We start from the raw sequence: 24734 nt of genomic DNA, 5'->3' as shown, positions 1-24734 counted from the left end.
CTCAGGCCTCCAGAACGCGGCCGGCGACGGCCGAGAGCTTGGCCAGCAGGGCGGGGTCCCGCGCAGCGGGCTTCGTCATGATGGCGTGCTCGAGCGCCCGGTCGCAGCCATGCGGGCACGGCGTCTCGTGATCGAGGAGGCCCGGCATCGCGGCGACGGTGCCCTTTGCGTGGCCGGCATTGGCGGCGAGGGTGGCGAGGATCTCGCGGATGTCGACGGAGCCGTGGTCGGGGTGCCAGCTGTCGTAATCGGTCACCATGGCGAGGGTGAGAAAGCAGATCTCCGCCTCGCGCGCCAGCTTCGCCTCCGGCATGTTGGTCATGCCGATGATGTCGGCGCCCCAGCTCTCCCGGTACATCCGGCTCTCTGCCAGCGAGGAGAACTGCGGCCCCTCCATCGCCAGGTAGGTGCCGCCCTCGTGGACCGTCGCCCCGGCCTCGCGCGCCGCCGCCACCGCGGCGCGGGCGAGGCGGGGGCAGGTGGGGTGGGCCATGGAGACATGGGCGACGCAGCCGGAGCCGAAGAAGCTGGACGGGCGCCCCACCGTCCGGTCGATGAACTGGTCGATGGCGACGAAGTCGCCCGGCGCCATCTCCTCGCGGAAGCTGCCGCAGGCGGAGATGGAGAGGATGTCCGTCACCCCCAGCCGCTTCATCGCGTCGATGTTGGCTCGGTAGGGCACGTCTCCCGGCGCGTGGACATGCCCGCTCCCGTGGCGGGGCAGGAAGACGAGGTCTAGCCCGTTCAGGGAGCCGGTGAAGAAGGCATCCGACGGCTTGCCCCAGGGCGTCTCCACCTCCGTCCAGGCGGCGCCCTGCAGGCCTTCGATCTCGTAAAGCCCCGAGCCGCCGAGGATTCCCAGTTTGCGTGCCATGCTGCCCCCTGCCGTTCGGCCCGACCCTAGGCGATGCGGGACGGGCGCGGAAGCGCGGAGCCGTGCCGGTGTGCCGGGCAGCGCGCAGGCTGCCGCGAAAGCGGGCAGGGGCACGAACAAAAAGTGAACAAAGTCTTGCGCGGCGGCAGGGCGGCGGTAATCTTCGAATAAACCCACAGGGAGAATCGGCGATGTCCGACCAGAAGGTAACCGGGAGCTGCCAGTGCGGCGCTCTGAGCTTCGAGGCGGAGGTGGATCTGGACCACACCGTCACCTGCAACTGTTCGCGCTGCCGCCGCCTCGGCGCCGTCTTCGCCTTCACGCCGAAGGAGAAGTTCCGCCTGATCAGCGGCGAGGGGCAGATGACGGAGTATCTCTTCAACAGCGAGACGATCTCCCACCGCTTCTGCAAGACGTGCGGCATCGAGCCCTTCGGCTTCGGCGCGGCGCCGGACGGGGCGGAGACGGCGGCGGTCAACGTCAATTGCCTCGACGGGATCGACGCGCGGGCGCTGACGTCGATGGCCTACGACGGCGCCTCCGCCTGATGATGCATGACGGGGGCCTGACAAGGGCGTGACCCGGCGCCGTCGGCGGGCCCGGCCGGTCGACAGGCGCGCCCGCATCGGCAAAGGTGGCGGGGACCGACAGCCACGGAGCCACCGATGTCCCGCACCCGACTCGCCCTCGCCCTGGCGGCGCTCGCCACCCTCGCAGGCTGCGGCGTGCCCTTCGTTCCGCTGATCTGAGCGCACCCTGATCCGGGCATCGCCGCTCCGGCCTCAGAGAAAGCCGATCCGCGACAGGGCCGCCTCCGCCGCCGCGCGCCGGTGCGGACTGGCGGAGAGCATGTCGGCGTTGAGCTCGCGCATCATCTGCGACAGCGCGTGCTGGGAGATCGAGCGCTTGAGGAAGGGCGCCACCTCCTCCTCGCGCAAATCGGTGATCGTTGCGGCAGCCTTACCCGCCGCGGGCGTGCTCATGGCAGCATTCTGCATCAGACTCATCCCCGTTCCATCCTGCGGCCACATTAGCGCGCTGCCCCGCACCGAGTCCCGTCTGCCGGGCCGCCGCGGCCCCTTGCTCAGCATCTTTTGGCCGGGACGGGCTGGGGGGCGGGGGTTCTCCACAGGTCATCCACAGCCACTGCCGCGTCTTTGGGCGAATGGGCCCGCGTCACCATGGCCCGGCCGCGCCCATTGCGCCGCCCCGGCGTTGGGGGCAGCATCGCCGCGCCGATCCTCCGCCGATCCTTCCCAGCGTCTCGAAAGCCCTCATGACCGACCTCTCCGACCTCCGCCAGATTGTCCGCGACCGCCATCTTGCGAGCGAGGGCCCGCTTCTCGACGCGCTCGCGGCCGACCATGCGCCGAATGCCCAGACCCGCAAGCGGGCGGCGGAGCGGGGGGCGGCGCTGGTGCGGCGGGTCCGCCAGAACGGCCGGCCGGGGCTGATGGAGGTCTTCCTCGCCGAGTACGGCCTGTCGACGGAGGAAGGCATCGCGCTGATGTGCCTCGCCGAAGCCCTGCTGCGCGTGCCCGACAACGAGACCATCGACGCGCTGATCGAGGACAAGATCGCCCCCTCCTCCTGGGGGCGGCACCTCGGCCATTCCTCCTCTCCGCTCGTCAACGCCTCCACCTGGGCGCTGATGCTCACGGGGCAGGTCCTGCGCGAGGGGCAGGGCATGGCGGAGGTGCTGCGCGGCGCCATCCGCCGTCTGGGGGAGCCGGTGATCCGCGTCGCCGTCGGGCAGGCGATGCGCGAGCTCGGCGGGCAGTTCGTGCTCGGCCGCGACATCGACGAAGCGCTCTCGCGGGGGCGCAAGCGCTCGGCGCAGGGCTACACCTTCTCCTACGACATGCTCGGCGAGGCGGCGATGACCGCCGCCGATGCCGCCCATTTCCGCGAGGCCTATGCCGGGGCCATCGCCCGGCTGGCGCGCGAGGCGAAGGGGCAGGACGTCGCCACCAATCCCGGCATCTCCATCAAGCTCTCCGCCCTCCACCCCCGCTACGAGGTCGCCCAGCGCGAGCGGGTGATGGCGGAGCTGGTGCCCGTCGTCACCGAGCTGGCCAGCGCCGCAGCCGCGGCCAACATGGGCCTCAACATCGACGCGGAGGAAGCGGACCGGCTGGACCTGTCCCTCGACGTCATCGAGGCGGTGATCGCCGACGAGGCGCTGGCCGGCTGGCACGGCTTCGGCGTCGTCGTGCAGGCCTACGGCAAGCGGGCCCTGCCAGTCATCGACTGGCTCGATGCGCTGGCGGAGCGGCATGGCCGCCGCATCATGGTGCGCCTCGTCAAGGGCGCCTACTGGGACGGCGAGATCAAGAAGGCGCAGGTCGAGGGGCTCGCCGACTTTCCGGTCTTCACGCGCAAGCACGCGACCGACGTCTCCTACATCTGCTGCGCGGCCCGCCTGCTGGCGGCGCGGGAACGGCTCTACCCGCAATTCGCCACGCACAACGCCCACACGATGGCGGCGGTGCTGGAGATGGCGGGCGGCGTCGAGGGCTGGGAGTTCCAGCGCCTGCACGGCATGGGCGAGTCGCTGCACGAGCTCGTCCGCTCGGAGGCCGGCGCCCGCTGCCGCATCTACGCCCCCGTCGGCCCGCACCGGGACCTGCTGGCCTACCTCGTCCGGCGGCTCCTGGAGAACGGCGCCAACAGCTCCTTCGTGAACCAGATCGTCAACGTCGCCATCCCGGCCGAGGAGGTGGCGACGGACCCCTTCGTGGCGCTCGGCAGCGCCCGCTCACTGGTCCGCCAGCCCGAGGCGCTCTTCGAGGACAGGCACAATTCCCTCGGCTTTGACCTGCACGACCCCGACGCGCTGGCGGAGATCGAGGCGAGCCGGGCGCCGTGGCGCGGCCACCTCTGGGGCGAGACCGGCACGCCGGTCGCCTCCCCCTTCGATCCCGCGGATATCGTCGGCCACATCGAGGAGGCGGACGAGGAGGGCGCCCGCGCCGCCATTGCCCGCGCCGAGCCCTGGGATGCTCCGGCGGAGGAGCGGGCGGAGGTGCTGCGAAAGGCCTCCGACCTCTACGAGGCGGAGGCAGGGCAGATCTTCGCCCTCCTCGCCCGCGAAGCCGGCAAGGCGCTCCCCGACGGGGTGGCGGAGCTGCGCGAGGCGGTTGACTTCCTGCGCTACTACGCCGCCGGCGCCCCGGCGCTGGAGGGGGCGCCAGCCGGGATCTTCACCTGCATCTCGCCGTGGAACTTCCCGCTGGCCATCTTCACCGGCCAGATCGCCGCCGCGCTGGCCGCCGGCAACGGCGTCCTCGCCAAGCCGGCGGAGGCGACGCCGCTGATCGCCCGGCTCGCGGTGGGGCTCCTCCACAAGGCCGGCGTGCCCCAGAGCGCCTTGCAGCTGGTGCCGGGCGCCGGCGGCACCGTCGGCGCGGCGCTCACCTCGGATGCCCGCATCGGCGGCGTCTGCTTCACCGGCTCCACCGCCACGGCGCAGCGGATCAACCGGGCGATGGCCGAGCACCTCTCCCCCGCCGCCCCGCTGATCGCGGAGACGGGGGGCCTCAACGCCATGATCGTCGATTCCACGGCTCTGCCGGAGCAGGCGGTGCGCGATATCGTCCTCTCCGCCTTCCGCTCCGCCGGGCAGCGCTGCTCCGCGCTGCGGGTGCTCTACCTGCAGGAGGATGTCGCCGAGCGGATGCTGGCGATGCTCTACGGCGCGATGGACGAGCTGGCGCTGGGCGATCCGTGGGATCTGGCGACCGACATCGGCCCGGTGATCGACGCGCGGGCCCGCGAGGGGATCGAGGCGCATATCGCCGCGGCGCGGGCCGAGGGGCGGGTGCTCAAGGAGCTGGCGGTGCCGGGGCAGGGGCACTTCGTCGCCCCCACGGTGATCCGCCTCAGCGGCATCGGCGCGCTGGAGCGGGAGATCTTCGGCCCAGTGCTCCACGTCGCCACCTACCGGGCGGAGGCGCTGCCCAAAGTGATCGCCGACATCAACGCCCGCGGCTACGGGCTGACCTTCGGGATGCATAGCCGCATCGACGACCGGGTGGAGCAGGCGGTGGCCGGCATCGAGGCCGGCAACATCTACATCAACCGCAACCAGATCGGCGCGGTGGTGGGCGTGCAGCCCTTCGGCGGCGAGGGCCTCTCCGGCACCGGGCCGAAGGCGGGCGGGCCGAACTACCTGCCCCGCTTCCTCGCCCCGTCAGCGCCGGTGGCGGGAACCGAGGCGGCCCGGAGCGCCGACGAGGGGGCGTTGCAGGCGGGGCTGGACCGCCTGAAGGGGCAGGGCGGGCGGCCGGTCGCCATCCACCAGATGCAAGGGCCGACGGGCGAGTCGAACCGCCTCCGCGAGGTCGGGCGTGACGTCATCCTCTGCCTCGGCCCGGGCGCCGAGGCGGCGCGGGTTCAGGCAGAGATCGCCCGCGAGAACGGCGCCGCGGCGCTCACCGTCTGCCCCGGCGGCGATGTCGAGGGCGACCTGCCCGCCGAGGCGCTCGGCCGGCTCAAGGGCTTCGAGGCCGTCGCGCTCTGGGGCGACGAGGCAGCGCAGCGGGCGGCCCGTCAGGCGCTGGCGGCGCGGGACGGCATGCTCATCCCGCTGCTGACCGGGCCGGAAATGGGGCCGCGCTGCCGGTTGGAGCGGCATGTCTCCATCGACACCACCGCCGCCGGTGGCAATGCCGCGCTCCTGGCGCAATCCTCGTGAGCGACCTCGCCATCCGGCCCGCCCACGAGGACGACCTGCCGCTCATCGTCGCCCTGCTGGCCGACGACATGCTGGGCGCGGCGCGGGAGGATCTCGGCCCGCCGCTGCCCGCCGGCTATCACGCGGCCTTCGCGGCGATCCGGGCGGATGCCAACCAGCTGCTCCTGGTTGCCGAAGAGGAGGGGGAGGTCGTGGGCACCATGCAGCTCACCTTCCTGCCCGGCCTCTCGCACAAGGGCGCCTGGCGCGGGCAGCTGGAGGCGGTGCGCGTCGCTTCGGCCCGCCGGGGGCAGGGGCTCGGCCGGCAGATGGTGCTCTGGGGGATCGAGGAATGCCGGCGCCGGGGCTGCGCGCAGATGCAGCTCACCTCGCACAACGACCGGGCGGAGGCGCATCGCTTCTACCGGGGCCTCGGCTTCGCCCAGTCCCATAGCGGGTTCAAGCTGAAGCTCTAGGGCCCCCGCGCCGGGCACGCCCCCCCACCCACCCCGCGCGCCCGGCGCTGCGTGGCGCGGGGGTGGCGGGCGCGGGTTCGCCGCGCACCGCCCGCGTCCCTCAGATCAGGCCTTCCTTGCGGAACAGGGCCTTCAGGTCCGTCTCCGGCCTTGCGCCAAAGTGGGAGATGACCTCCGCCGCCGCGACGCAGCCCATCCGGCCCGAGATCGCCAGATCGGCGCCCTGCGCCATGCCGTAGATGAAGCCGGCGGCGAAGAGGTCGCCCGCCCCGGTGGCATCCACCGGCACCACGCGGGTGACCGGCACTTCCACCAGCTCCGTCCCGTCAGTGATCACGACGTCATGCCCCGAGCGGGTGCAGACGACGAGGCCCGACTCGCTTGCCGCCTGCTCCAGCGCCGAGGAAAGGTCCGTCTGGTAGAGCGATTCCCACTCGTGCTCGTTGCCGATCACGTAGTCGAGCTCCCGCACCAGCCGGCGGAAATCCTCGCGGTGCCGGTCGACGCAGAACGGGTCCGACAGGGCGATCCCCGCCCGCCCTCCGCCGGCCCGGCAGAGCCGCGCGGCTTGGGTGAAGGCCTCCTTCCCCTCCGGCCGGTCGTAGAGGTACCCCTCGAGGAAGAGGATGTCGCATTCGCCGGCGACCTCCTCCGGCACGTCGGCCGGCGAGATCTCCGACGAGACGCCGAGATAGGTGTTCATCGAGCGCTCGCCGTCGGGCGTGACGAAGATCATCGACCGCGAGGAGGGCAGCTCCGCCCCGGCGATGGGCCGGTTGGGAAAGGCGGTGCCGGCATCCTCCAGCGCCGAGGCGTAGAACTGCCCCAGCGCGTCATCCTTGACCCGCCCGATGAAGGCGGTGGAGAGGCCGAGGTTGCCAAGCCCCGCGATGGTGTTGCCGACCGAGCCGCCGGGCGCCTGCCGGCGATCCTTCATGGCGCCGTAGAGCATCTCGCCGCGCTCGCGCTCCACGAGTTGCATGATGCCTTTCTCGATGCCCATATTGGCGAGGAAGTTGTCGTCGCATTCCGACAAGACGTCGATGACGGCATTGCCGATGCCGACCGCCTGGTAACGGGTCATAGAATCTTCTCCTCGAAGGTGCAGATGTCACGGATCAGGCAATCGGGGCAGCGCGGCTTGCGCGCCACGCAGATGTAGCGCCCGTGCAGGATGAGCCAGTGGTGCGCGTGCTGCTGGTACTGGACGGGCACGCGATCCTCGATGGCGCGCTCGACGGCCAGCACGTCCTTGCCCATGGCGAGCCCGGTGCGGTTGGAGACGCGGAAGATATGCGTGTCCACCGCCTGGGCGGGAAAGCCGAAGGCCACGTTGAGCACCACGTTCGCCGTCTTCCGCCCCACACCCGGCAGCGCGACCAGCGCGGCGCGGGAGGCGGGGACCTCACCGTCATGCTCCTCCACCAGGATGCGGGAGAGGGCGATGACGTTCTTGGCCTTGTTGCGGAAGAGGCCGATGGTCTTGATGTGCTCGATCAGCCCCGCCTCGCCGAGCTCCAGCATCGCCTGCGGCGTCTGGACCTCCTCGAACAGCGCCCGCGTCGCCTTGTTCACCCCGGCATCGGTGGCCTGGGCGGAGAGGGCGACGGCGACCACCAGCGTGTAGGGGTTGACGTAGTTGAGCTCGCTCTTTGGTGCGGGGTCGGCCTCCTGCCAGCGGCGGAAGCATTCCTTGATCTCTTCGTAGGCGAGGGGCGTGGGCATGAGGGCGGTTATTGCCGGGCGCGGCGCATGAGGCAAGGCGTGGCGGGGGGGTGCGGGCCGGGCAGGGGGGGGGGGGCTGTCTGCCCCCCTCCTGGCCCTTGGCCAATTCACCCCCGAGGATTTTTGCAGGACCAAAGACAGAGGGGCGTTTGTGGCAAGTTCCGGGTCGCCGGGGGCGGGGGCGGGGCGCTAGTCTGGCCCGCAGTCAGGAGAGAGCCGATGTCCAGCCCCACGCGCTTTGAGGAAAACGGGTACCATTACCACGTCATGGCCCGCGCCATCGCCGAGATCGATGCTGCGGCGCGGGACGGGGGCGGGCAGCTCTCGCTGGAGGAGCTGGCGGGGCGGATGCAGATGTCACCGGCGCATTTCCAGCGGCTCTTCACCGCCTGGGCCGGCGTCTCGCCGAAGCGGCTGCAGCAATACCTGGCGCTCGGCCATGCCAAGGCGCTGCTGGAGGCGCGCTTCACCACGCTGGAGGCGGCGGAGGGGGCCGGGCTCTCCGGCACGGGGCGGCTCCACGACCTCTTCCTGCGGTGGGAGGCGATGAGCCCCGGCGCCTTCGCCCGCGGCGGCGAGGGGCTGGTCATCCGCTGGGGGCGCTTCGCCTCCCCCTTCGGCCCTGTGCTGGCGATGGGGACGGAGCGCGGGCTCTGCGGCCTCGCCTTCACGGCGGAGACGGGAGAAGCGCCGGCACTGGCGGAGCTGATGGGCCGCTGGCCGGGGGCGCGCTACGCGGAGGCGCCCGAGGCGCTGGAGGGCTGGGTGGCCGCGGCCTTCGGAGGGGGCGGCGAGGTGGCGCTGACGCTGACCGGCGGGCCCTTCCAGATCAAGGTCTGGGAGGCGTTGATGCGCATCCCCTCCGGCAACGTGACCACCTATTCGGAGATCGCGGCCAGCATCGGCCACCCCAAGGCGGTGCGGGCGGTGGGAACGGCGGTGGGGCGCAACCCCATCGGCTACCTGATCCCCTGCCACCGGGCGCTGCGCAAGTCCGGCGGCCTCGGCGGGTACCATTGGGGGCTGCCGGTGAAGCGCGCGATGCTGGCGTGGGAGACGGCGCGGGCGGAGGCGGGATGAGGGGCGGGCGGCCCCCGCCGCGGCGCGGCTAGGCGAAAACCCGCAATGCAGGGAAACCGCTATTGGATAACCGCGTTATCCTCCCCGATAAGAGGTTCAAGGGCGCCCGCCGGCCAGCGGCGATGGCGCCGCCCATTCGAGACGAGAGACATCATGCAGACCATCCTGAACAAAGCCGCCCTCACCCTCTCCGCCAGTGCGCTCGCCCTCGGGCTGGCCGCCTGCGAGCCGGTGCCGGGCCAAACGTCCGAGAATGCCGGCCGCGGCGCCCTGATCGGCGCCGGTATCGGCGCGGTCGGCGGCGCCCTCTCCGGTGACAACTCGCAGGAGCGCGCCCGCAACGCCATCATCGGTGCCGCCGCCGGCGCCACGATCGGCGGCACCGCCGGCACGCTCCTCGACCGGCAGGAAGCGGAGCTGCGCAACCAGCTCGGCTCCAACGTCGGCATCACCAACACCGGCGAAAGCCTCGTGGTGACGATGCCGAACGACATCCTGTTCCCGGTCGACAGCGCCTCGCTGACCGGCCAGCTGCAGGGTGACCTGCGCACGCTGGCGGCGAGCCTGCAGAGCTACCCGAACACGCGCGTCAACGTCGTCGGCCATACCGACAGCGACGGCCCCGCCGCCTACAACCAGGACCTGTCGGAGCGCCGGGCCCAGTCCGTCGCCTCCGTGCTGATCTCCGCCGGCGTCGCGCCGACGCGGATCACCACCATCGGCCGCGGCGAGGATGTGCCGGTCGCGTCCAACCTGGATGCCGCCGGCAAGGCGCAGAACCGACGGGTCGAGATCGTCATCATCCCGAACGGCTGAGTGGAGTTCCGGGGGCTGGCGCCAACCGCGCCGCCCCCTCACTCCCGACGGCAGAGAAAGGGCGTCGCCTCACCCGGGGCGGCGCCCTTCGCCTTTCCGCTTCTGTTTCATCTGGCCAAAAATACCCTCGGGGGGCTCCGGGGGGCTGGCCCCCCGGTCCCGCAGTCTCACCCCGTGACCCGCACGGGGTCCTCGAGCCGCACCTCCTCCAGGTTCGCCCCCTCGCCGATCCGGTCGACCACCGCGAAGAGCCCCGGCGGCGACAGCGGCGTCAGCACGCCGTGCCAGGTGCCGCGGTAGAGGTTGATGCCCTGCCCCGGCGCGGTGAGGAAGGCGCGGGGGGCGCCGGGCTGGCCGCCCGCGTCGGGGGCGACGATCACGAGGAAGGGCGCCTGGTGGAGCGGCAGGAAGGCCTGGCTGCCCTCGGGGTGCCGCTCCAGGAGCGTGCAGTCGTAGGGCAGGGCGCGCGGCTCGGCCCGGAAGATCGAGATGCCGGCGCGGCCGGTCCCGAAGTCGAGCCGGGCGCGGTCGTGCCAGCGCCCGCAGAGCCCCTCGTTGATGAGTTTGTCGTAGGGGCCCGCTGCTTCCAGCACGTCGCCGAAGGGGGCGAAGGCCTCCGCCGTCAGGGGCTCTGCCGCGATCTCCCTCATTTCAGGCGCAGCGGCAGGTGCCGGTTGACGTCCTTGTAGAGCAGGTAGCGGAAGGGCTCCGTCCCCGCCGCGTAGCAGGCCTGCGGGCAGAACGCGCGCAGCCACATGAAATCGCCCTCCTCCACCTCCACCCAGTCGCCGTTGAGCAGGTAGACGCCGCGTCCCTGCAGCACGTAGAGCCCGTGCTCCATCACGTGTGTCTCGGCGAAGGGGATCGTGGCGCCAGGGTGGAAGGAGACGATGTTGACGTGCATGTCGTGCCGCAGGTCGTTCGGGTCGACGAAGCGGGTGGTCGACCAGGCGGCGCGGGTGTCGGGCATCTCCACCGCCGCCACGTCGTCGTCATGCGTCACGAAGGCCTCGGGCGCCGGAAGGCCCGGCGCCGGCTCGTAGGCCTTGCGGACCCAGACGAAGCTCACCGGCGCGTCGGAGACATTGGCGACCTGCCAGTCGGCTCCGGGCGGCAGGTAGGCATAGCCGCCCGAGATCATGTCATGCGCCTCACCCGCGATGGTCAGCCGCAGATCGCCCGCCAGCACGAAGATCACCGCCTCGCCCTCCGGGTCGGGCTCGGGGTGGTCGGCGCCGCCGCCCGGCGCCACCTCCATGATGAGTTCGGCGAAGGTCTCGGAGAAGCCGGTCAGCGGGCGCGCCAGCACCCAGCCATGCGCCTTCTCCCAGCCGGGCAGCAGGCTGTAGGTGATGTCCGTCAGCACGCCGCGGGGGATGACGGCATAGGCCTCGGTGAAGATGGCGCGGTCCTTTGCGCGGCTCTTCTGGCCGGGCAGGCCCCCGGGGGGCGCGTAGTAGGACCTCATGGCAGGATCGCCTTCAGCCGGTGCCACGCGATGCGCTCGACCTGCGCCGAGGCCTCGGCGATCTCGTCGGGCGTGTCATTCGCCAGTCGCCGCTCGAAGGCGGCGAGGATGCCGGGCTTGTCGTGGTCGCGCACCGCGATGATGAAGGGGATGCCGTGACGGGCCATGTAGGCCTTGTTCAGCTCGGTGAAGCGGGCCCGCTCCTCCTCCGTCAGCGCGTCGAGCCCGGCGGAGGCCTGCTCGGCGGTGCTCTCCGCCGTCAGCGTCTCCGCCGCGGCCAGCTTGCCGGCGAGGTCGGGGTGGGCGCGCAGCACCTCCAGCCGCTCCTCCTCGCTGGCGGAGCGGAAGGCGCGGGCCATGGCGTTGGCGAGGCCGGTGGCGCTGTCATGCGCCGGCCCCAGCTCCAGCTTGTATGCGCGCTCGGCGACCCAGCGGGAATGCTCGTAGATGCCGCCGAAGAGCTCGAGGAACCGGCGCTTGCGCATCTCGCTCGGCCGCTCGCGGCGCTCGTGCGGGTGATGCTCGGCCCAGTAGCGGGCGATCTCGCCGCGGGTGAAGCACCAGCCGCCGCGCCCGGCGATATGATCGAGGAAGCGAATCAGCCCGGCGATCTTGCCCGGTCGCCCGATCAGGCGGTTGTGGAGGCCGACGCTCATCATCTTGGGGCTGCCCGCCTCGCCTTCGGCGCGCAGCGTCTCGAAGGTATCGATCAGGTAGTCGCCGAATTGCTGGCCGGTGATGTAGCCCGGCGCGGTGGCGAAGCGCATGTCGTTGGCTTCCAGCGTGTAGGGGATGACGAGCTGGTCGCGGTTTCCGATCTCGCGCCAGTAGGGCAGGTCGTCGTCATAGGTGTCGGAGATCCAGTTGAACTGGCCCGTCTCGGCGGTCAGCCGCACCGTGTTCTCGCTGCAGCGGCCGGTGTACCAACCGCGCGGCGTCTGCCCCACGACCTCGCGGTGGAGGCGGATCGCCTCCTCGATGGCGGCGCGCTCCTCGGCCTCGCCCATGTCCTTGTGCTCGACCCATTTCAGGCCGTGGCTGGCGATCTCCCAACCGGCCTCCTTCATGGCGGCGACCTGCTCGGGCGCGCGGGCGAGGGCGGTGGCGACGCCGTAGACGGTGATCGGCAGCCCCCGCTCGGTGAACAGCCGGTGCAGACGCCAGAAGCCGGCGCGGGCGCCGTAATCGTAGATGCTCTCCATGTTCCAGTGCCGCTGCCCCGGCCAGGGCTGGGCGCCGGCGATGTCGGAGAGGAAGGCCTCCGACGCCTTGTCGCCGTGGAGGATCGAGTTCTCGCCCCCCTCCTCGAAGTTGAGGACAAGGCTGACGGCGACATGCGCGCCGTTGGGCCAGTGGACGATGGGAGGGGTCGGCCCATGGCCGGTCAGGTCGCGCGGATAGCGGGGCGGCATCGGTTCATCCTTGGAGTTCCCGCTTTCCTAGGGCGAAGGAGGGCGGGGATTCAAGTGGGACGGCCCGGAGCCGAGGTGCGGCCGGATGCGGTGGTATCGCCTTCGATGGCAGGACGAGGGCGTTGCCGACGACCTTAGTTACCGAGCAGGGAGCGGACCTTGTCGGGTAGCTGATGGGCAGTCTCGCAGAGGATCGTCGCGCCATTCTCCCGAAGCTCTCGGTGGCTGCCGTAGCCCCATGTCACGCCGATGGAGCGCAGGGCGTTTCGCCGGGCGGCCAGCGTATCGTTCGCCCTGTCCCCGATCATGCAGCCCTCCTCTGCCGGCAGGTTCTGCGAGTGCAGGATGTGCGCGATGAGATCGCCCTTGTCGTCGAACCGCCCGTCGAGATCGGGGCCGTAGATCTCCTCGAAATACTCCATGAAGCCGAAATGGGCGATGACCCTGCGCGCGAAGGGCAGGGGCTTCGAGGTACAGACGAAGAGCCGGTACCCGTTGCCCTTCAGAGCGGTCAGCGCCTCGAAGATGCCCTCGTAGGGCTCGGCGCGGAACAGGCCACCTTCGCTGTAGGTCGCGCGGTAGAGGGCAACGGCGCGTTCGACGTCGCCCTCCTCTCCCAGCAGCTTCGCGAAGCTGGCGCGCAGCGGCGGACCGATGACCCAGAGCAGGTCCTGATGCGGGGGAGCGGGCTGGCCGAGCGCCGTCAGGGCCTCCTGCACCGACCCGATGATGCCGGGCGCCGGGTCTACGAGGGTGCCGTCCAGATCGAAGAAGAGGAAGCCGGGCGAGAGGTCTGCGGGTGCCATGCGGGCCCGGCTAATGGGCGCGCCCCGGCCTGTCCAGACGGGCGCGACCGGACCCCCGCGGTGCCATGGGGCATAAAAAAGCGACGGTCCGGCTTGCGGAGCCCCCGGCCCCTCCGCGATGGTGGGGGCCTGGAACGGAGGGCTCAATGGCCGGATATCTGACGACGCATGTGCTCGATACCACCCGAGGGCTCCCGGCCGAGGGGGTGGAGATCACCCTCTGGCGGCTCGATGGCGGGCGCACCAAGGTGGCCGAGACGGTGACGAATGCCGACGGCCGCACCGATCAGCCCATCCTGCCGCAGGCGGCCTTCGAGCCGGGGCGCTACGAGCTGGTCTTCTGCGCCGGGGCCTACCTGCGCGACACCGGGCAGGCGGCGGACGAGCCGCTCTTCCTCGACGAGATCCCCATCCGCTTCGGAATGGCGGAGGAGGATCATTACCACGTCCCCCTCCTGCTCTCGCCCTACGGCTACTCGACCTATCGCGGCTCCTGACCGGCGGCGACGCGGGTGCGGCGGGCGGCGACGTCCGACTGGATGTCGCTGAGCCGGATTTCGGTGAACTTCGCCATCAGCGCGGCGGTCGCGGCGGCGATGGTCTCGTCCATCGTGGCGTTGACGCTGCGCTCCACGAGGCAGTCCGGGGCGGGGTTGGAGAGGCCGAAGGCGAAGAGCTCCGGCGCGCCGAGGCTGCGGTAGATGTCTGCCAGCGTGATCTCCTCCGCCCGGCGCACCAGGCGCCAGCCGCCGCCGTGGCCGCGCTCGGCGGCGACGTAGCCGTCATCCCGGAGCCCCGCCATGATCCGCCGGACGACGACGGCGTTGGAGCCGAGCATCGCCGCGATGTCCTGCGAAGTCAGCGGCTGGTCGGTCTCCGCCATGTGCAGCAGCACGTGGAGAAGGCGGGAGAGGCGGGTGTCCTGGCGCATCGGGGGCGATCCTGGCGGGTTAGGTGACTTCACAGGTTACATGTCTTGACCGAGCCGGCATATCAAGATACTTTGTATGTTACTTGATTCAGGAGCCCGCCATGTCCGATCTGACCGCCGCCGACCCCCGCGCCCACTGGGAGGAATTCTACCGGACGAAGCGCACCGGCGCCTCCGGCCGCCCCAGCGGCGCGCTTCTGCGCTTTGTCGCCGATCTGCCGCCGGGCCGCGCGCTGGACCTCGGCTCCTCCCACGGCGACGACGTCCTCTGGCTCGCCGCCCGCGGCTGGCAGGCGCTGGGCGTGGAGATTTCGCAGACGGCGGTGGATCGCGCCCGCGCCCGGGCGGAGGAGGCGGGGCTGACGGAGGCGGCGCGCTTCGAGCAGCGCGACCTCGCGGAGGGGCTGCCGGAGGGGCCCTTCGACCTCGTCACGGCGCTCTACCTGCAGAGCCCGGTGGCGCTGCCCCGGGCGGACATCCTCCGCGCCGCTGCCGGCGTCGTCCGCCCCGGCGGGCATCTGCTCGTCGTCTCCCACGGCGCGCCGCCGCCCTGGGCGGCGCCGGAGCACCGGGCGCATGACTTCCCCACCGTCGCCAGCGAGCTGGCTGATCTCGGCGCCCCGCTGGCGGGCTGGGAGACGCGCCTCGCCGAGCTGGTGGAGCGCCCGGGCAGGGGGCCGGAGGGCGAGACGGCGACCCTCCTCGACACGGTGATCTTCCTGCGCCGCCTGCCCTGATCTCGGGCGCCGCGGGCGCGGGCAGAGGCGGCGTCGCGTCCGCCGGCCCGCGCCGGAGGGGACGATCATCCCTTGACCTCGCCGGCGCCGCGGGGCCCCCTAGGCAAAAAAGAGGGCCTCGTGATGTATGACTGGGTGCTGATCCTGGAGTGGATCAAGTTTGCCGTGCGCTGGCTGCACGTGATCACCGCCATCGCCTGGATCGGCTCGTCCTTCTACTTCATCGCCCTCGACCTCGGCCTGCACCGGGACCGCAAGCTGGAGACCGGTGCCGATGGCGAGGAGTGGCAGGTCCATGGCGGCGGATTCTACCATATCCAGAAGTACCTCGTCGCCCCGGCGCAGATGCCGGGGGACCTCGTCTGGTTCAAGTGGGAGAGCTATTCCACCTGGCTCTCCGGCTTCGCGATGCTCTTCCTCGTCTACTACCTCGGCGGGCGGCTCTACCTGATCGACCCGGCGGTCCTCGACATCCCCGTCTGGGTCGGCGCGCTGATCTCCATGGCCTCGCTGGCCTTCGGCTGGGTGGTCTATGACCAGATCTGCAAGCGGCTGGTGAACGCCAACCAGACGGCGGTGATGGTGCTGCTTTTCGCGGTGCTGGTGGGCATGTCGCTTTTCTACACCAACGTCTTCTCGGGGCGGGCGGCGCTGCTGCATCTCGGCGCCTTCACGGCGACGATCATGAGCGGCAACGTGTTCTTCACCATCATCCCAAACCAGAAGGTGGTGACGACGGACCTCATCGAGGGCCGCAAGCCCGATCCGAAATACGGCAAGATCGCCAAGCAGCGCAGCACGCACAACAACTACCTGACGCTGCCGGTCATCTTCCTGATGCTGTCCAACCATTACCCGATGGCCTTCGCGAGCGAGTTCAACTGGCTGATCGCGGCGCTGGTCTTCCTGATGGGCGTGACGATCCGGCATTTCTTCAACTCGATGCACGCCCGCAAGGGCATGCCGCACTGGACATGGGGCGTGACGGCGATCCTCTTCCTGGTGATCGTCTGGCTCTCCTCCCCTCGCGCCTACGAGTGGAGCGAGGAGGAGGCGGCGATCCCGGCCCACGCGGAGAAGTTCGCGGCGGCGGAAGGTTTCGAGGAGGTCCACCAGATCGTCGCCGGCCGCTGCTCGATGTGCCACGCGGCGGAGCCGGCCTGGGGCACGCTGCAATGGCCGCCGAAGGGCGTGATGCTGCAGACGGAGGCCGACGTGGCGACCCACGCGCGCGAGATCTACCTGCAGGCCGGCATCACCCACGCCATGCCGCCGGCGAACCTCTCCTACATGGAGCCCGAGGAGCGCGCCGCCATCGTCCGCTGGTTCCGCGCCGCCGGGGGGACGGAGCTGGCCGACGCGGGGTGAAGGGCTGCCTTCCGGTGCCGCTCTCGGGACGAGGCGCACCGGTTGCAGGCGCAGGGCGAGCGCCTGCCCGTCGGGTGGCGCTCCGACATTGCCGCTGCACGCTTTATGCCGCCAAGCCCCTCCCCGCGGTGAGCTCAGCGCCAAGCTTGGACAGAGCGCCAGCCCACCGGGACGGGCAGGCGCTCGCCCTGCGCCTTTGGCGCGTACCGGGCGGGGGAAGAGCTCGGGCCGGTCTCGTAGGGTGGGTTTGTAACCCACCGCCCGTGCCCGTGGCGCGTATCGGGAAAGCGAAGAGCGGGATTTGATGGCCTGAGGAGGAACAGGCCCCGCGAAACCTCCCCGCCCTACAACACCACCCGGTGCTCCGCCTGCCCGCGCACGCCGACGTCGAGCGCGAAGGTCCGCCCCGAGTCGGGCACCTTCGCCAGCTCGTCCTGGCTCAGGCCGGCGCTGGCGGAGGTGACGTAGAGCGTCTGCAGGTCCGGGCCGCCGAAGGCGGGGCAGGTCGTCTGGGAGGCGGGGAGCGGGTGGGCGGCGATCTCCGCGCCGCTCTCGTCATGGACGGCGACGCGGGAGGAGCCCCATTGCGCCGTCCAGAACGTCCCGTCCTCGGCGATCACCGCGCCGTCGCTGACATGAGGGGAGTCGGTGTAGTCGATGTAGGTCTCCGGCTCGCCGACCGGCCAGCCCTCGGCGTCCAGCGCCACGCGCCAGACCTTGCGGGCCCGCGTGTCGGCGAAATAGGCGCGCCCGCCATCGGCGGCGAAGCAGGTGGCATTGGGGATGGAGATGTTCGGGTAGAGCTGGCGCAGCTCGCCCCGGTAGTAGCGGTAGATGCTGCCGGCGCCCTCTTCGGCGCCGAGGCCCATGGTGCCGATCCAGAAGCCGCCCTGCGGGTCGGCCCGGCCGTCATTGCAGCGGGTGGCGGGGTTGTCCGCCTCCATCGGCACCACCTCCTCCGGCACGCCGGTCGCCAGCGGGAAGCGGACAAGGGCGCGGGAGGTGGCGACGAGAAGCGTCTCGTCATCGACCCAGCCGGCGGCGGAGACGAAATCCTCGAAATCCCAGCTCTGCGCGGCGCTGTGCAGCCTGCGGGAGAGGATATCGAACCAGAAGAGCTCGCCCCGGCCGGGGTGCCAGAGGGGGCCCTCGCCGAGCAGGCAGTTGGTGGCGTTGTAGATCATGGAAATACCTCGTCATGGGCCGCGGCGATGGCGCGGGCGCGGGTGGAGACGTCCTGCGGCGACAGCCCCGGTGTGTAGAGCGCCGTGCCGATGCCGAAGCCGCTGGCCCCGGCTGCGGCCCAGGCGGCGAAATTGGCCGGCCCCGCCCCGCCGACGGCGTAGACCGGCGTGCCCCGCGGCAGGACGGCGCGCATGGCCTTCAGCCCCGCCGGCCCGGCCAACTCCGCCGGGAAGAGCTTGAGGCCCGAGGCGCCGGCAGCGAGGGCCGCGAAGGCCTCCGTGGGAGTGAAGAACCCCGGCCAGGCCGAGAGGCCGCGCGCGCGGGCGGCGGCGATGACCGCCGCGTCGGTGTTGGGGGAGACGATGAGCCGCCCGCCGGCCTCGGCCACCTCTTCCACCTGCGCCGGGGTGAGGACGGTGCCGGCGCCGATCTCCGCCTCATCCCCGAAGGCCCGGGCGAGGGCGGCGATGGAGGAGAGCGGGTCCGGCGAGTTCAGCGGCACCTCGATGCGGGTGATGCCGGCGGCGACGAGCGCGGCGCCGACGGCCTCCGCCTCGGGCGGGGTGATGCCGCGCAGGATGGCGATGATCTCTCTCATGGGGCGGGGCCTCGCGTGTCGGGCGTCGGAGGGGGGCTGTCTGCCCCCCCGCCGCCGGGGGCGGCGTCCCCCCGAGGATTTTCGGTGACCAAAGACAGGGCAGGGGCGCGGTGGTGCCTCACGAGCGGCCCTCCATCAGGCGCTTGGCGGTGACGAGGCCGGCGAGGGTGAGCGGGTCGCTCTCCGCGCTGCGCGTTGGCACGGCCTGGGCAGCGAGGGCGCGGGCGTAGAGGGCGGTGAGGGGGCCGGCGCCGATCAGCGCCACCTCGCGGCCGAGCCACCAGGGGCGGGCGGCGGCCAGCTCCGCCCCGATGAGCAGGCCGGAGAGGCGGCCACGGGCGGCGGCGGCGGGCAGGCCGGACAGCAGCCCCTCGGCGCGGATGGAGAAGAGCCGCGCGGCCAGCTGCTCGGGGCGCGAGAGCGCCTCCGACAGGGCCTCGTCGAAGGCCGCGGCGTCGATTTCGTCCCCGCCGACGGAGTGGCGCAGGACGGTGTGGCCGGCGATGGCGGCGAAGAGCTCCCCCGTCAGGAAGGTGCGGAAGGAGACGACCTCGCCGGCGCTCACCTCCGCCCACTTGGAGTGGCTGCCGGGGAGGCAGATGACGCCGTCCCAGCCGGGGTTGGCGGCGAGCCAGCCGGCGATGGCCGTCTCCTCGCCGCGCATCACGTCGGCCGGCTTCGCCTGCGAGAGGCCGGGGATGAGGCGCACCGTCCAGCCCTCCGCCGGGGCGGCGGTGAGGCCGGGGCCAAGGGGCGGGCAGGGCAGGGGGCGATAGGGCGCCTCTGCCCAGCCCTGCTTGGCGCCGGCCATGCCGCAGGTGAGCACCGTCGTCGCCTCCCACCCCGCGGCCAGCCGGCGGAGCGTCGGCTCGAACTCGGCGGGCGCGAGGCCGCCCATGCCCTCGTCTGAGCTGCGCGCGTCCAGCAGCTCGTCGGCCGCGGAGAGATGCCACAGGCGCAGGCGGGAGGTGCCCCAGTCGGCGGCGATCCAGCTCATGCTCTGTCCTTCCGGGCGAGGCGGGTCATGCGTGGATCACGTAGCCGCCGTCGACGACGATCACCTGCGCGGCGATCATCGCGCTGGCCTCGGAGGCGAGGAAGAGCGTCGGGCCGACGAGATCCTCCGGCGCAATGGGGCGGGGTATGGCCTGGCCGCCGACATGGGATTTCAGCCCCTCCTCGGTGATCCAGAGCTCCCTCTGCCGCTCCGTCACCACGAGGCCGGGGGCGATGGCGTTGACGCGGATGCCCTCCTTGCCCCAGGCGCGGGCGAGCGAGCGGGTCATCCCCGCGACGCCGGCCTTGGCGGCGACGTAGGACGTCATGTTCGCGCCGCCGAGCGCATGGGCGATGGACGAGTAATTGACGATCCGCCCGCCGCCGCGCTTGCGCATCTGCGCCGCCGCCTCCTGCGCCGCAAAGAACTGCTGCTTGAGGTTGAGCGAGAGTGACCAGTCCCAGAAGGCCTCGTCCACCTCGTCGGCCTCGGCGCGCTGGTCGTTGGCGGCGTTGTTGACGAGCACGGCGAGGGGCCCGTGCGCCTCCTCCGCATTGCGCATGGCGGCCTTGAGGGCGCCCGTGTCGGTGACGTCGGCATCGAGGAACAGCGGGCGGGCGCCCGTCTCCTCGCCCATGCGGTCGGCGAACTCGGTGCTGTCGACGATGTCACAGAAGGCGACGCGGGCGTTCTGGCGCAGGAACCCCTCGACCAGAAGGGCGCCGATGCCGCTGCCGCCGCCGGTGATGAAGACCGGCGCGCCCGAGAGATCGGGGTACTTCGCCTGCATGGTGCCCTCCCTGTTGCCGGCGGACACTATGGGGATCGGGGCGGCTCAGGCAAGGAGGGCGAGCGCATCGCGGGCAATCTGCCGTTCCTCGTCGGCCTCCATCACCCGTACCTCGGCGGGGCCGAGGAAGGCGAGTCCGGCGGCGATGGCCTCACGCACGGGGGCGGCATGCTCGCCGATGCCGCCGGTGAAGACGATGGCGTCGAGCCCGCCCATGGCGGCGACGGCGGAGGCGCCGTGGCGGATCGCCCAGTAGCAGAAGGCGTCGACGGCGAAGCGGGCCTCGGCATCGGGGCGGGCCAGCAGCGTCTGCATGTCGTTGGTGCCGGCGAGGCCGGTGAGGCCGCTCTGCCGCAGCAGGATCTCCTCGGCGCCCGCAATGCCCTCCTCGGCGGCGAGGCGCAGGACGAGCGCGGCGTCGATGTCGCCGGCGCGGGTGCCCATCACCAGCCCGCTCGCCGGCGAGTAGCCCATGGAGGTGGCGACGGAGCGGCCCTCCTCGATGGCGCAGAGCGAGGCGCCGTTGCCGAGGTGCAGCGCGAGGAGGCGGCGGGGCAGCGGGTCGAGCCGGGCGACGAGGGAGGCATAGGAGAGGCCGTGGAAGCCGTAGCGGCGCAGGCCCCGGTCACGCAGCGCCTGAGGCAGGGCGTAAGTCGTCGCCAGGGGCGGCTGGGTTGCGTGGAAGGCGGTGTCGAAGCTCGCCGTCTGGGGAAGGGCGGGCGCGAGCCGGGCGAGGGCCTCGATGCCGGCGAGGTTGGCCGGGTTGTGGAGCGGGGCGAGGGGGCAGGCGGCGCGGATGATCTCCAGCACCTCCTCCGTCACCCGCGCCGGCGCCGTCAGCCCGCCGCCATGGACGACGCGGTGTCCTGCGGCGCGCAGGCTCTCCGGCGGGTGGCCCGCGGCTTCCAGCGCCTCCAGCAGCAGGGCCAGCGCCGCCTCGTGGCCGGGGGCGGAGACGGGGCGGCGCGCCTCGCCGACCACCAGCTCCCCGGCCCCGCCGATCTCGGAGACGGAGAGGGCGAGGAGGGAGGCGAGGCCCTCCCCGAAGAGCTCCGCCTTCAGCGAGGAAGAGCCGGCGTTGAGGACGAGGATCGGCCCGGTCATGGCGCCATGACGGCGCCGAGCGCGGCGGAGGCGAGGCGCGCCGGGGCCGTCTGGCTGCGGGAGGTGAGCAGCACCGGCACCTTCAGCCCGAGCACGATGCCGGCGGCGCAGCAGCCCATGCCGAGGACCATCAACTTGAAGATGGCATTGCCGGACGTGATGTTCGGCACCAGCATGATGTCGGCATCGCCCGAGACGCGGCTGGCGTAGCTCTTGGCGCTCGCGGCGGCGTCGGAAAAAATCAGGTCCAGCGCCATCGGCCCCTCGACGATGGCCTCCGGCAGCGCCCCCGCCGCCCAGTCGGCGATCTCGCGCGCCTCCATCGTGTTGGGCACGGTGGGGATCGGGTCCTCCGTCGGGGCGAGGATGCCGGCCTTCGGGCGGGCCACGCCGAGCCGCTGCGCCAGCATCACCGCCTGGGTCAGGCAGGCCTTCCGCGTCTCGACATCGGGGTCGACGTTGAGGGCGGCGTCGGTGAGCAGCAATGGGCGGTCGTCGCCCGGCATGGTGATGTGAAAGACATGCCCGCAGCGCGTGCCCGGCTCGCGCAGCCCGGCGGCGGAGGGCAGGAGCGCCTTGAGGAAGGTCGAGGTGTGGATCTGCCCCTTCATCACCGCGTCTGCCTCCCCCTCCCGCGCGAGACGGGCGGCGAGGGGGGCGGCCTCGTCCTGCGGGGCGTGGTGAAGGGCGAGGTGGGAGATGTCCCAGCCGATCTCCGCCGCAGTGGCGCGGATCTTATCTGCGTCGCCGATGAGGATGGGCTCGGCGAGGCCCGCATCGGCGGCCTCGCGGATCCCCTGCAGCGGGTGCGGCGCGCCGGCGTTGACGAGCGCGACGCGCGGCGCCCGCTTGCGGGCGCGGGCCCGGGCCAGCAGCGCCGCGGGGGCGTGCGGCTGGGTGGTGGAGAGGAAAGGGTACATCGGCGGCTCCCGTCGGTGGCTCGACGGCGAGCCTAGGGGCGGGGGCGCCGAGGCTCCACCCCCGACGCACCGGGGTAGCGCGGCGCCGCGAGGGCGCCGCGCCTCGCTTCAGCCCTTCCGGCCCGGCAGGCGGCGCGGGGGCCGGGGCTTGGCCTCGGCGGGCGGGCCGCCGCGGGACGTGGTCTTCTCGGTGGGGGCGGCAGGTTTGGACGGCGTGGCGCCGCCCTTGCGGCTCTTGCCGCGGGGCGTCTTGCTCTTGGGCATGGGGGTTTCCTGATATGGAATGGAGCCGGCGACGGGCCGGCCGTGGCAACGAAGTCTCCGCGTCCTGGCGGAGGGGCTGGGCCGGGGTCACCCGCGTCGGGCGAGCTCCGGGAGGCGTTGCGGGGCCGGGGCTGGATCAGCCCGGTGGCAACGGCAGGGGGCGCGTTCAGCGCGTCCGGTTGCTGCGAAAGCCCATCTGAGCTATCCTCCGTGTCCTTCGCTTGAATAGCGCCGCCCGCGCGCCCGCGCAATCGGCCGCAAACGGCCCTCCGGTGCCTCCCTCCCGCCACATCACGCGCTTGACAGGACGGGTCGCGGAGCCTAAGTCCCGCGCTGTTAGCACTCACCCAAGGAGAGTGCTAAAGGGGCGCATCCCGACCGGTCCTAGACCGGGCGGCGGGCCCCGACCGAAGGAACTTTGAGCCAGGGAGCTGCAAAGATGGCATTCAAGCCGCTTCACGACCGCGTGCTGGTCCGCCGCGTAGAATCCGAAGAGAAGACCAAGGGCGGTCTGATCATTCCCGACAGCGCGAAAGAAAAGCCGGCCGAAGGCGAAGTCGTCGCCTGTGGTGACGGTGCCCGCAAGGATTCGGGCGAGCTGATCGAGATGGGCGTCAAAGCCGGTGATCGCGTCCTGTTCGGCAAGTGGTCGGGCACGGAAGTGACGATCGACGGCCAGGAGCTGCTCATCATGAAAGAGAGCGACATCCTCGGCATCATCGCTGCCTGAGCCGCGCGGCCGGCGCCCAATGCCGGCCCGGCTCTGGACGAACAACAGAAACACTAGCTTCAGGAGCAACGCCAAATGGCTAAGGACGTACGTTTCGATACCGACGCCCGCAATCGCATGCTCAAGGGCGTCAACATCCTCGCCGACGCGGTGAAGGTGACCCTCGGCCCCAAGGGCCGGAACGTTGTCATCGACAAGAGCTTCGGCGCCCCGCGCATCACCAAGGACGGTGTGACGGTCGCCAAGGAGATCGAGCTCGAGGACAAGTTCGAGAACATGGGCGCTCAGATGGTGAAGGAAGTCGCTTCCCGCACCAATGACGAGGCCGGCGACGGCACCACGACCGCCACGGTTCTCGCCCAGGCGATCGTCAAAGAGGGCATGAAGTCGGTCGCTGCCGGCATGAACCCGATGGATCTCAAGCGCGGCATCGACATGGCGACCCTCAAGGTCGTCGAGGCCATCAAGGCTGCTGCCCGCCCGGTCAACGACAGCGACGAAGTCGCCCAGGTCGGCACCATCTCCGCCAATGGCGAGAAGGAAATCGGCCGCCAGATCGCCGACGCGATGCAGAAGGTCGGCAACGAGGGTGTCATCACCGTCGAAGAGAACAAGGGTCTGGAGACCGAGACCGAAGTCGTCGAAGGCATGCAGTTCGACCGCGGCTTCCTCTCACCCTACTTCGTCACCAACACCGAAAAGATGACCGTCGAGCTCGAAGACGCCATCATCCTGCTGCACGAGAAGAAGCTCTCGTCGCTGCAGCCGATGGTTCCCCTGCTCGAGGCCGTGATCCAGTCGGGCAAGCCGCTGCTGATCATCGCCGAGGACGTCGAGGGCGAAGCCCTGCCGACGCTCGTCGTGAACAAGCTGCGCGGTGGCCTGAAGATCGCTGCCGTCAAGGCGCCGGGCTTCGGTGACCGTCGCAAGGCCATGCTGCAGGACATCGCGATCCTCACGGGCGGCCAGGTCATCTCCGAAGACCTCGGCATGAAGCTCGAGAATGTCACGATGGACATGCTCGGCTCCGCCAAGCGCATCTCGATCACCAAGGACGAGACGACCATCGTCGACGGTGCCGGCGAAAAGGCCGAGATCGAGGCCCGCGTCACGCAGATCCGTCAGCAGATCGAGGACACCACCTCGGACTACGACCGCGAGAAGCTGCAGGAGCGTGTTGCCAAGCTGGCCGGCGGCGTTGCCGTCATCCGCGTCGGTGGCATGACCGAAGTGGAAGTGAAGGAGCGCAAGGACCGCGTCGATGACGCGCTCAACGCGACCCGCGCTGCCGTTCAGGAAGGCATCGTGGTCGGCGGCGGCGTTGCGCTGCTGCAGGGCGCCAAGGCGCTCGACGGCCTCACCGGTGACAACTCCGACCAGAACGCCGGCATCGCCATCGTTCGCAAGGCCCTCGAGGCCCCGCTGCGCCAGATCGCCCAGAACGCGGGCGTCGACGGCTCCGTCGTGGCTGGCAAGATCCGCGAGTCGAGCGATCTGAAGTTCGGGTTCAACGCCCAGACGGAAGAATACGGCGACATGTTCAAGTTCGGCGTCATCGACCCGGCGAAAGTGGTGCGCACCGCGCTGGAAGACGCGGCCTCCGTGGCCGGCCTTCTGATCACCACCGAAGCCATGGTTGCCGACAAGCCGAAGAAGGACGACGGCGGCGGTGCCCCCGACATGGGCGGCATGGGTGGCATGGGTGGCATGATGTAATCTGCCCCGCCATTCGGGACTTCAGGGAAGGGCGCCTCTCGGGGCGCCCTTTTCTATGTCCG

26 protein-coding genes are annotated in these 24734 nt (G+C 71.2%); 10 read left to right on the top strand and 16 right to left on the bottom strand.

The genetic code is table 11. The features are described 5' to 3' along the window. Position 1: 1 nt before the first annotated feature. Positions 2-874: an S-methyl-5'-thioadenosine phosphorylase gene (locus tag GY170_RS13080; protein ID WP_163894348.1), complete on the bottom strand. Its 873-nt coding sequence runs from the start codon at positions 872-874 to the stop codon at positions 2-4. A gap of 191 nt (positions 875-1065) precedes the next feature. On the opposite strand from GY170_RS13080, the gene GY170_RS13075 reads away from it, so the two are divergent. After that, complete coding sequence (locus tag GY170_RS13075; RefSeq protein ID WP_163894346.1) at positions 1066-1422, top strand: GFA family protein; 357 nt, start codon at positions 1066-1068, stop codon at positions 1420-1422. Positions 1423-1656: 234 nt separating this feature from the next. On the opposite strand, the gene GY170_RS13070 is transcribed toward GY170_RS13075, so the two are convergent. Next, positions 1657-1857 (bottom strand): hypothetical protein, encoded by a 201-nt coding sequence (locus tag GY170_RS13070; RefSeq protein WP_163894344.1) that lies wholly within the window; start codon positions 1855-1857, stop codon positions 1657-1659. A 293-nt stretch (positions 1858-2150) separates the two neighbouring features. Here GY170_RS13070 and putA point away from each other — a divergent pair, with 293 nt between their 5' ends. Next, positions 2151-5570, top strand: a complete 3420-nt coding sequence (putA, locus tag GY170_RS13065) for a bifunctional proline dehydrogenase/L-glutamate gamma-semialdehyde dehydrogenase PutA (protein WP_163894342.1) — start codon at positions 2151-2153, stop codon at positions 5568-5570. Continuing rightward, entirely contained in the window at positions 5567-6025 is a 459-nt protein-coding gene (locus GY170_RS13060) for a GNAT family N-acetyltransferase (protein ID WP_235937845.1), read from the top strand. The genes putA and GY170_RS13060 overlap by 4 nt, the downstream gene beginning before the upstream one ends. Before the next feature lie 100 nt (positions 6026-6125). Here the strand turns inward: GY170_RS13060 and GY170_RS13055 are convergent, their stop codons facing one another. Further along, positions 6126-7109, bottom strand: coding sequence for an adenosine kinase (locus tag GY170_RS13055; RefSeq protein WP_163894340.1), 984 nt, complete (start codon positions 7107-7109; stop codon positions 6126-6128). Continuing rightward, positions 7106-7750, bottom strand: a complete 645-nt coding sequence (gene nth, locus GY170_RS13050) for an endonuclease III (protein ID WP_163894338.1) — start codon at positions 7748-7750, stop codon at positions 7106-7108. The genes GY170_RS13055 and nth overlap by 4 nt, the downstream gene beginning before the upstream one ends. 219 nt (positions 7751-7969) lie before the next feature. On the opposite strand from nth, the gene GY170_RS13045 reads away from it, so the two are divergent. Both GY170_RS13045 and GY170_RS13040 read left to right on the top strand, forming a co-directional pair. Beyond that, on the top strand, positions 7970-8830 hold the full coding sequence (locus GY170_RS13045; RefSeq protein WP_163894336.1) for a bifunctional helix-turn-helix domain-containing protein/methylated-DNA--[protein]-cysteine S-methyltransferase: 861 nt from the start codon (positions 7970-7972) through the stop codon (positions 8828-8830). A gap of 153 nt (positions 8831-8983) precedes the next feature. Beyond that, positions 8984-9646 (top strand): YiaD family glycine zipper/OmpA-like lipoprotein, encoded by a 663-nt coding sequence (locus tag GY170_RS13040; protein ID WP_163894334.1) that lies wholly within the window; start codon positions 8984-8986, stop codon positions 9644-9646. A 167-nt stretch (positions 9647-9813) separates the two neighbouring features. Here GY170_RS13040 and GY170_RS13035 read toward each other — a convergent pair whose 3' ends face one another. The 4 genes from GY170_RS13035 to GY170_RS13020 form a co-directional block, all read right to left on the bottom strand. Further along, positions 9814-10296, bottom strand: a complete 483-nt coding sequence (locus GY170_RS13035; RefSeq protein WP_163894332.1) for an ureidoglycolate lyase — start codon at positions 10294-10296, stop codon at positions 9814-9816. Further along, positions 10293-11114 (bottom strand): bifunctional allantoicase/(S)-ureidoglycine aminohydrolase, encoded by an 822-nt coding sequence (locus GY170_RS13030; RefSeq protein WP_163894330.1) that lies wholly within the window; start codon positions 11112-11114, stop codon positions 10293-10295. The genes GY170_RS13035 and GY170_RS13030 overlap by 4 nt, the downstream gene beginning before the upstream one ends. After that, a complete protein-coding gene (gene puuE, locus GY170_RS13025; RefSeq protein ID WP_163894329.1) occupies positions 11111-12526 on the bottom strand; it encodes an allantoinase PuuE in 1416 nt (471 codons plus the stop codon). The genes GY170_RS13030 and puuE overlap by 4 nt, the downstream gene beginning before the upstream one ends. A 134-nt stretch (positions 12527-12660) precedes the next feature. Further along, entirely contained in the window at positions 12661-13332 is a 672-nt protein-coding gene (locus tag GY170_RS13020; RefSeq protein WP_163894327.1) for an HAD hydrolase-like protein, read from the bottom strand. A 146-nt stretch (positions 13333-13478) separates the two neighbouring features. Here GY170_RS13020 and uraH point away from each other — a divergent pair, with 146 nt between their 5' ends. Next, positions 13479-13829 (top strand): hydroxyisourate hydrolase, encoded by a 351-nt coding sequence (gene uraH, locus GY170_RS13015; protein WP_163894325.1) that lies wholly within the window; start codon positions 13479-13481, stop codon positions 13827-13829. Here the strand turns inward: uraH and GY170_RS13010 are convergent. Next, complete coding sequence (locus GY170_RS13010) at positions 13814-14263, bottom strand: RrF2 family transcriptional regulator (RefSeq protein ID WP_163894323.1); 450 nt, start codon at positions 14261-14263, stop codon at positions 13814-13816. The genes uraH and GY170_RS13010 overlap by 16 nt on opposite strands. Before the next feature lie 101 nt (positions 14264-14364). On the opposite strand from GY170_RS13010, the gene GY170_RS13005 reads away from it, so the two are divergent. Together GY170_RS13005 and GY170_RS13000 are read left to right on the top strand one after the other, a co-directional pair. Next, a complete protein-coding gene (locus tag GY170_RS13005) occupies positions 14365-15000 on the top strand; it encodes a class I SAM-dependent methyltransferase (protein ID WP_163894321.1) in 636 nt (211 codons plus the stop codon). A 123-nt stretch (positions 15001-15123) separates the two neighbouring features. Then, positions 15124-16368, top strand: a complete 1245-nt coding sequence (locus tag GY170_RS13000) for a urate hydroxylase PuuD (protein WP_163894320.1) — start codon at positions 15124-15126, stop codon at positions 16366-16368. 344 nt (positions 16369-16712) lie between these two features. Here GY170_RS13000 and GY170_RS12995 read toward each other — a convergent pair whose 3' ends face one another. From GY170_RS12995 to GY170_RS12965, 7 genes are all read right to left on the bottom strand, one after another. Further along, complete coding sequence (locus GY170_RS12995) at positions 16713-17552, bottom strand: SMP-30/gluconolactonase/LRE family protein (protein WP_163894318.1); 840 nt, start codon at positions 17550-17552, stop codon at positions 16713-16715. After that, positions 17549-18151 (bottom strand): 2-dehydro-3-deoxy-6-phosphogalactonate aldolase, encoded by a 603-nt coding sequence (locus tag GY170_RS12990; RefSeq protein ID WP_163894316.1) that lies wholly within the window; start codon positions 18149-18151, stop codon positions 17549-17551. The genes GY170_RS12995 and GY170_RS12990 overlap by 4 nt, the downstream gene beginning before the upstream one ends. 118 nt (positions 18152-18269) lie before the next feature. After that, positions 18270-19148 (bottom strand): 2-dehydro-3-deoxygalactonokinase, encoded by an 879-nt coding sequence (locus GY170_RS12985; protein ID WP_163894314.1) that lies wholly within the window; start codon positions 19146-19148, stop codon positions 18270-18272. A 25-nt stretch (positions 19149-19173) separates the two neighbouring features. Beyond that, on the bottom strand, positions 19174-19938 hold the full coding sequence (locus GY170_RS12980; protein ID WP_163894312.1) for an SDR family NAD(P)-dependent oxidoreductase: 765 nt from the start codon (positions 19936-19938) through the stop codon (positions 19174-19176). A gap of 45 nt (positions 19939-19983) precedes the next feature. Beyond that, positions 19984-21042, bottom strand: coding sequence for an acetate/propionate family kinase (locus GY170_RS12975; protein ID WP_163894310.1), 1059 nt, complete (start codon positions 21040-21042; stop codon positions 19984-19986). Beyond that, positions 21039-21962: a phosphate acyltransferase gene (locus GY170_RS12970; protein WP_163894308.1), complete on the bottom strand. Its 924-nt coding sequence runs from the start codon at positions 21960-21962 to the stop codon at positions 21039-21041. The genes GY170_RS12975 and GY170_RS12970 overlap by 4 nt, the downstream gene beginning before the upstream one ends. A 108-nt stretch (positions 21963-22070) precedes the next feature. Then, the gene (locus tag GY170_RS12965; RefSeq protein ID WP_163894306.1) at positions 22071-22226 is read right to left on the bottom strand and encodes a hypothetical protein; all 156 of its coding nucleotides are present in this window, start codon (positions 22224-22226) and stop codon (positions 22071-22073) included. A gap of 439 nt (positions 22227-22665) precedes the next feature. Here GY170_RS12965 and groES point away from each other — a divergent pair, with 439 nt between their 5' ends. Beyond that, positions 22666-22956: a co-chaperone GroES gene (groES, locus tag GY170_RS12960; RefSeq protein WP_163894304.1), complete on the top strand. Its 291-nt coding sequence runs from the start codon at positions 22666-22668 to the stop codon at positions 22954-22956. Between the two features lie 75 nt (positions 22957-23031). After that, entirely contained in the window at positions 23032-24672 is a 1641-nt protein-coding gene (gene groL, locus GY170_RS12955; RefSeq protein ID WP_163894302.1) for a chaperonin GroEL, read from the top strand. Positions 24673-24734 lie beyond the last annotated feature (62 nt).

The sequence above is a fragment of the Pseudoroseicyclus tamaricis genome, assembly GCF_012070395.1.
Classification (GTDB): domain Bacteria; phylum Pseudomonadota; class Alphaproteobacteria; order Rhodobacterales; family Rhodobacteraceae; genus Pseudoroseicyclus_A; species Pseudoroseicyclus_A tamaricis.
This window is presented reverse-complemented; position numbering and strand designations above follow the sequence as displayed.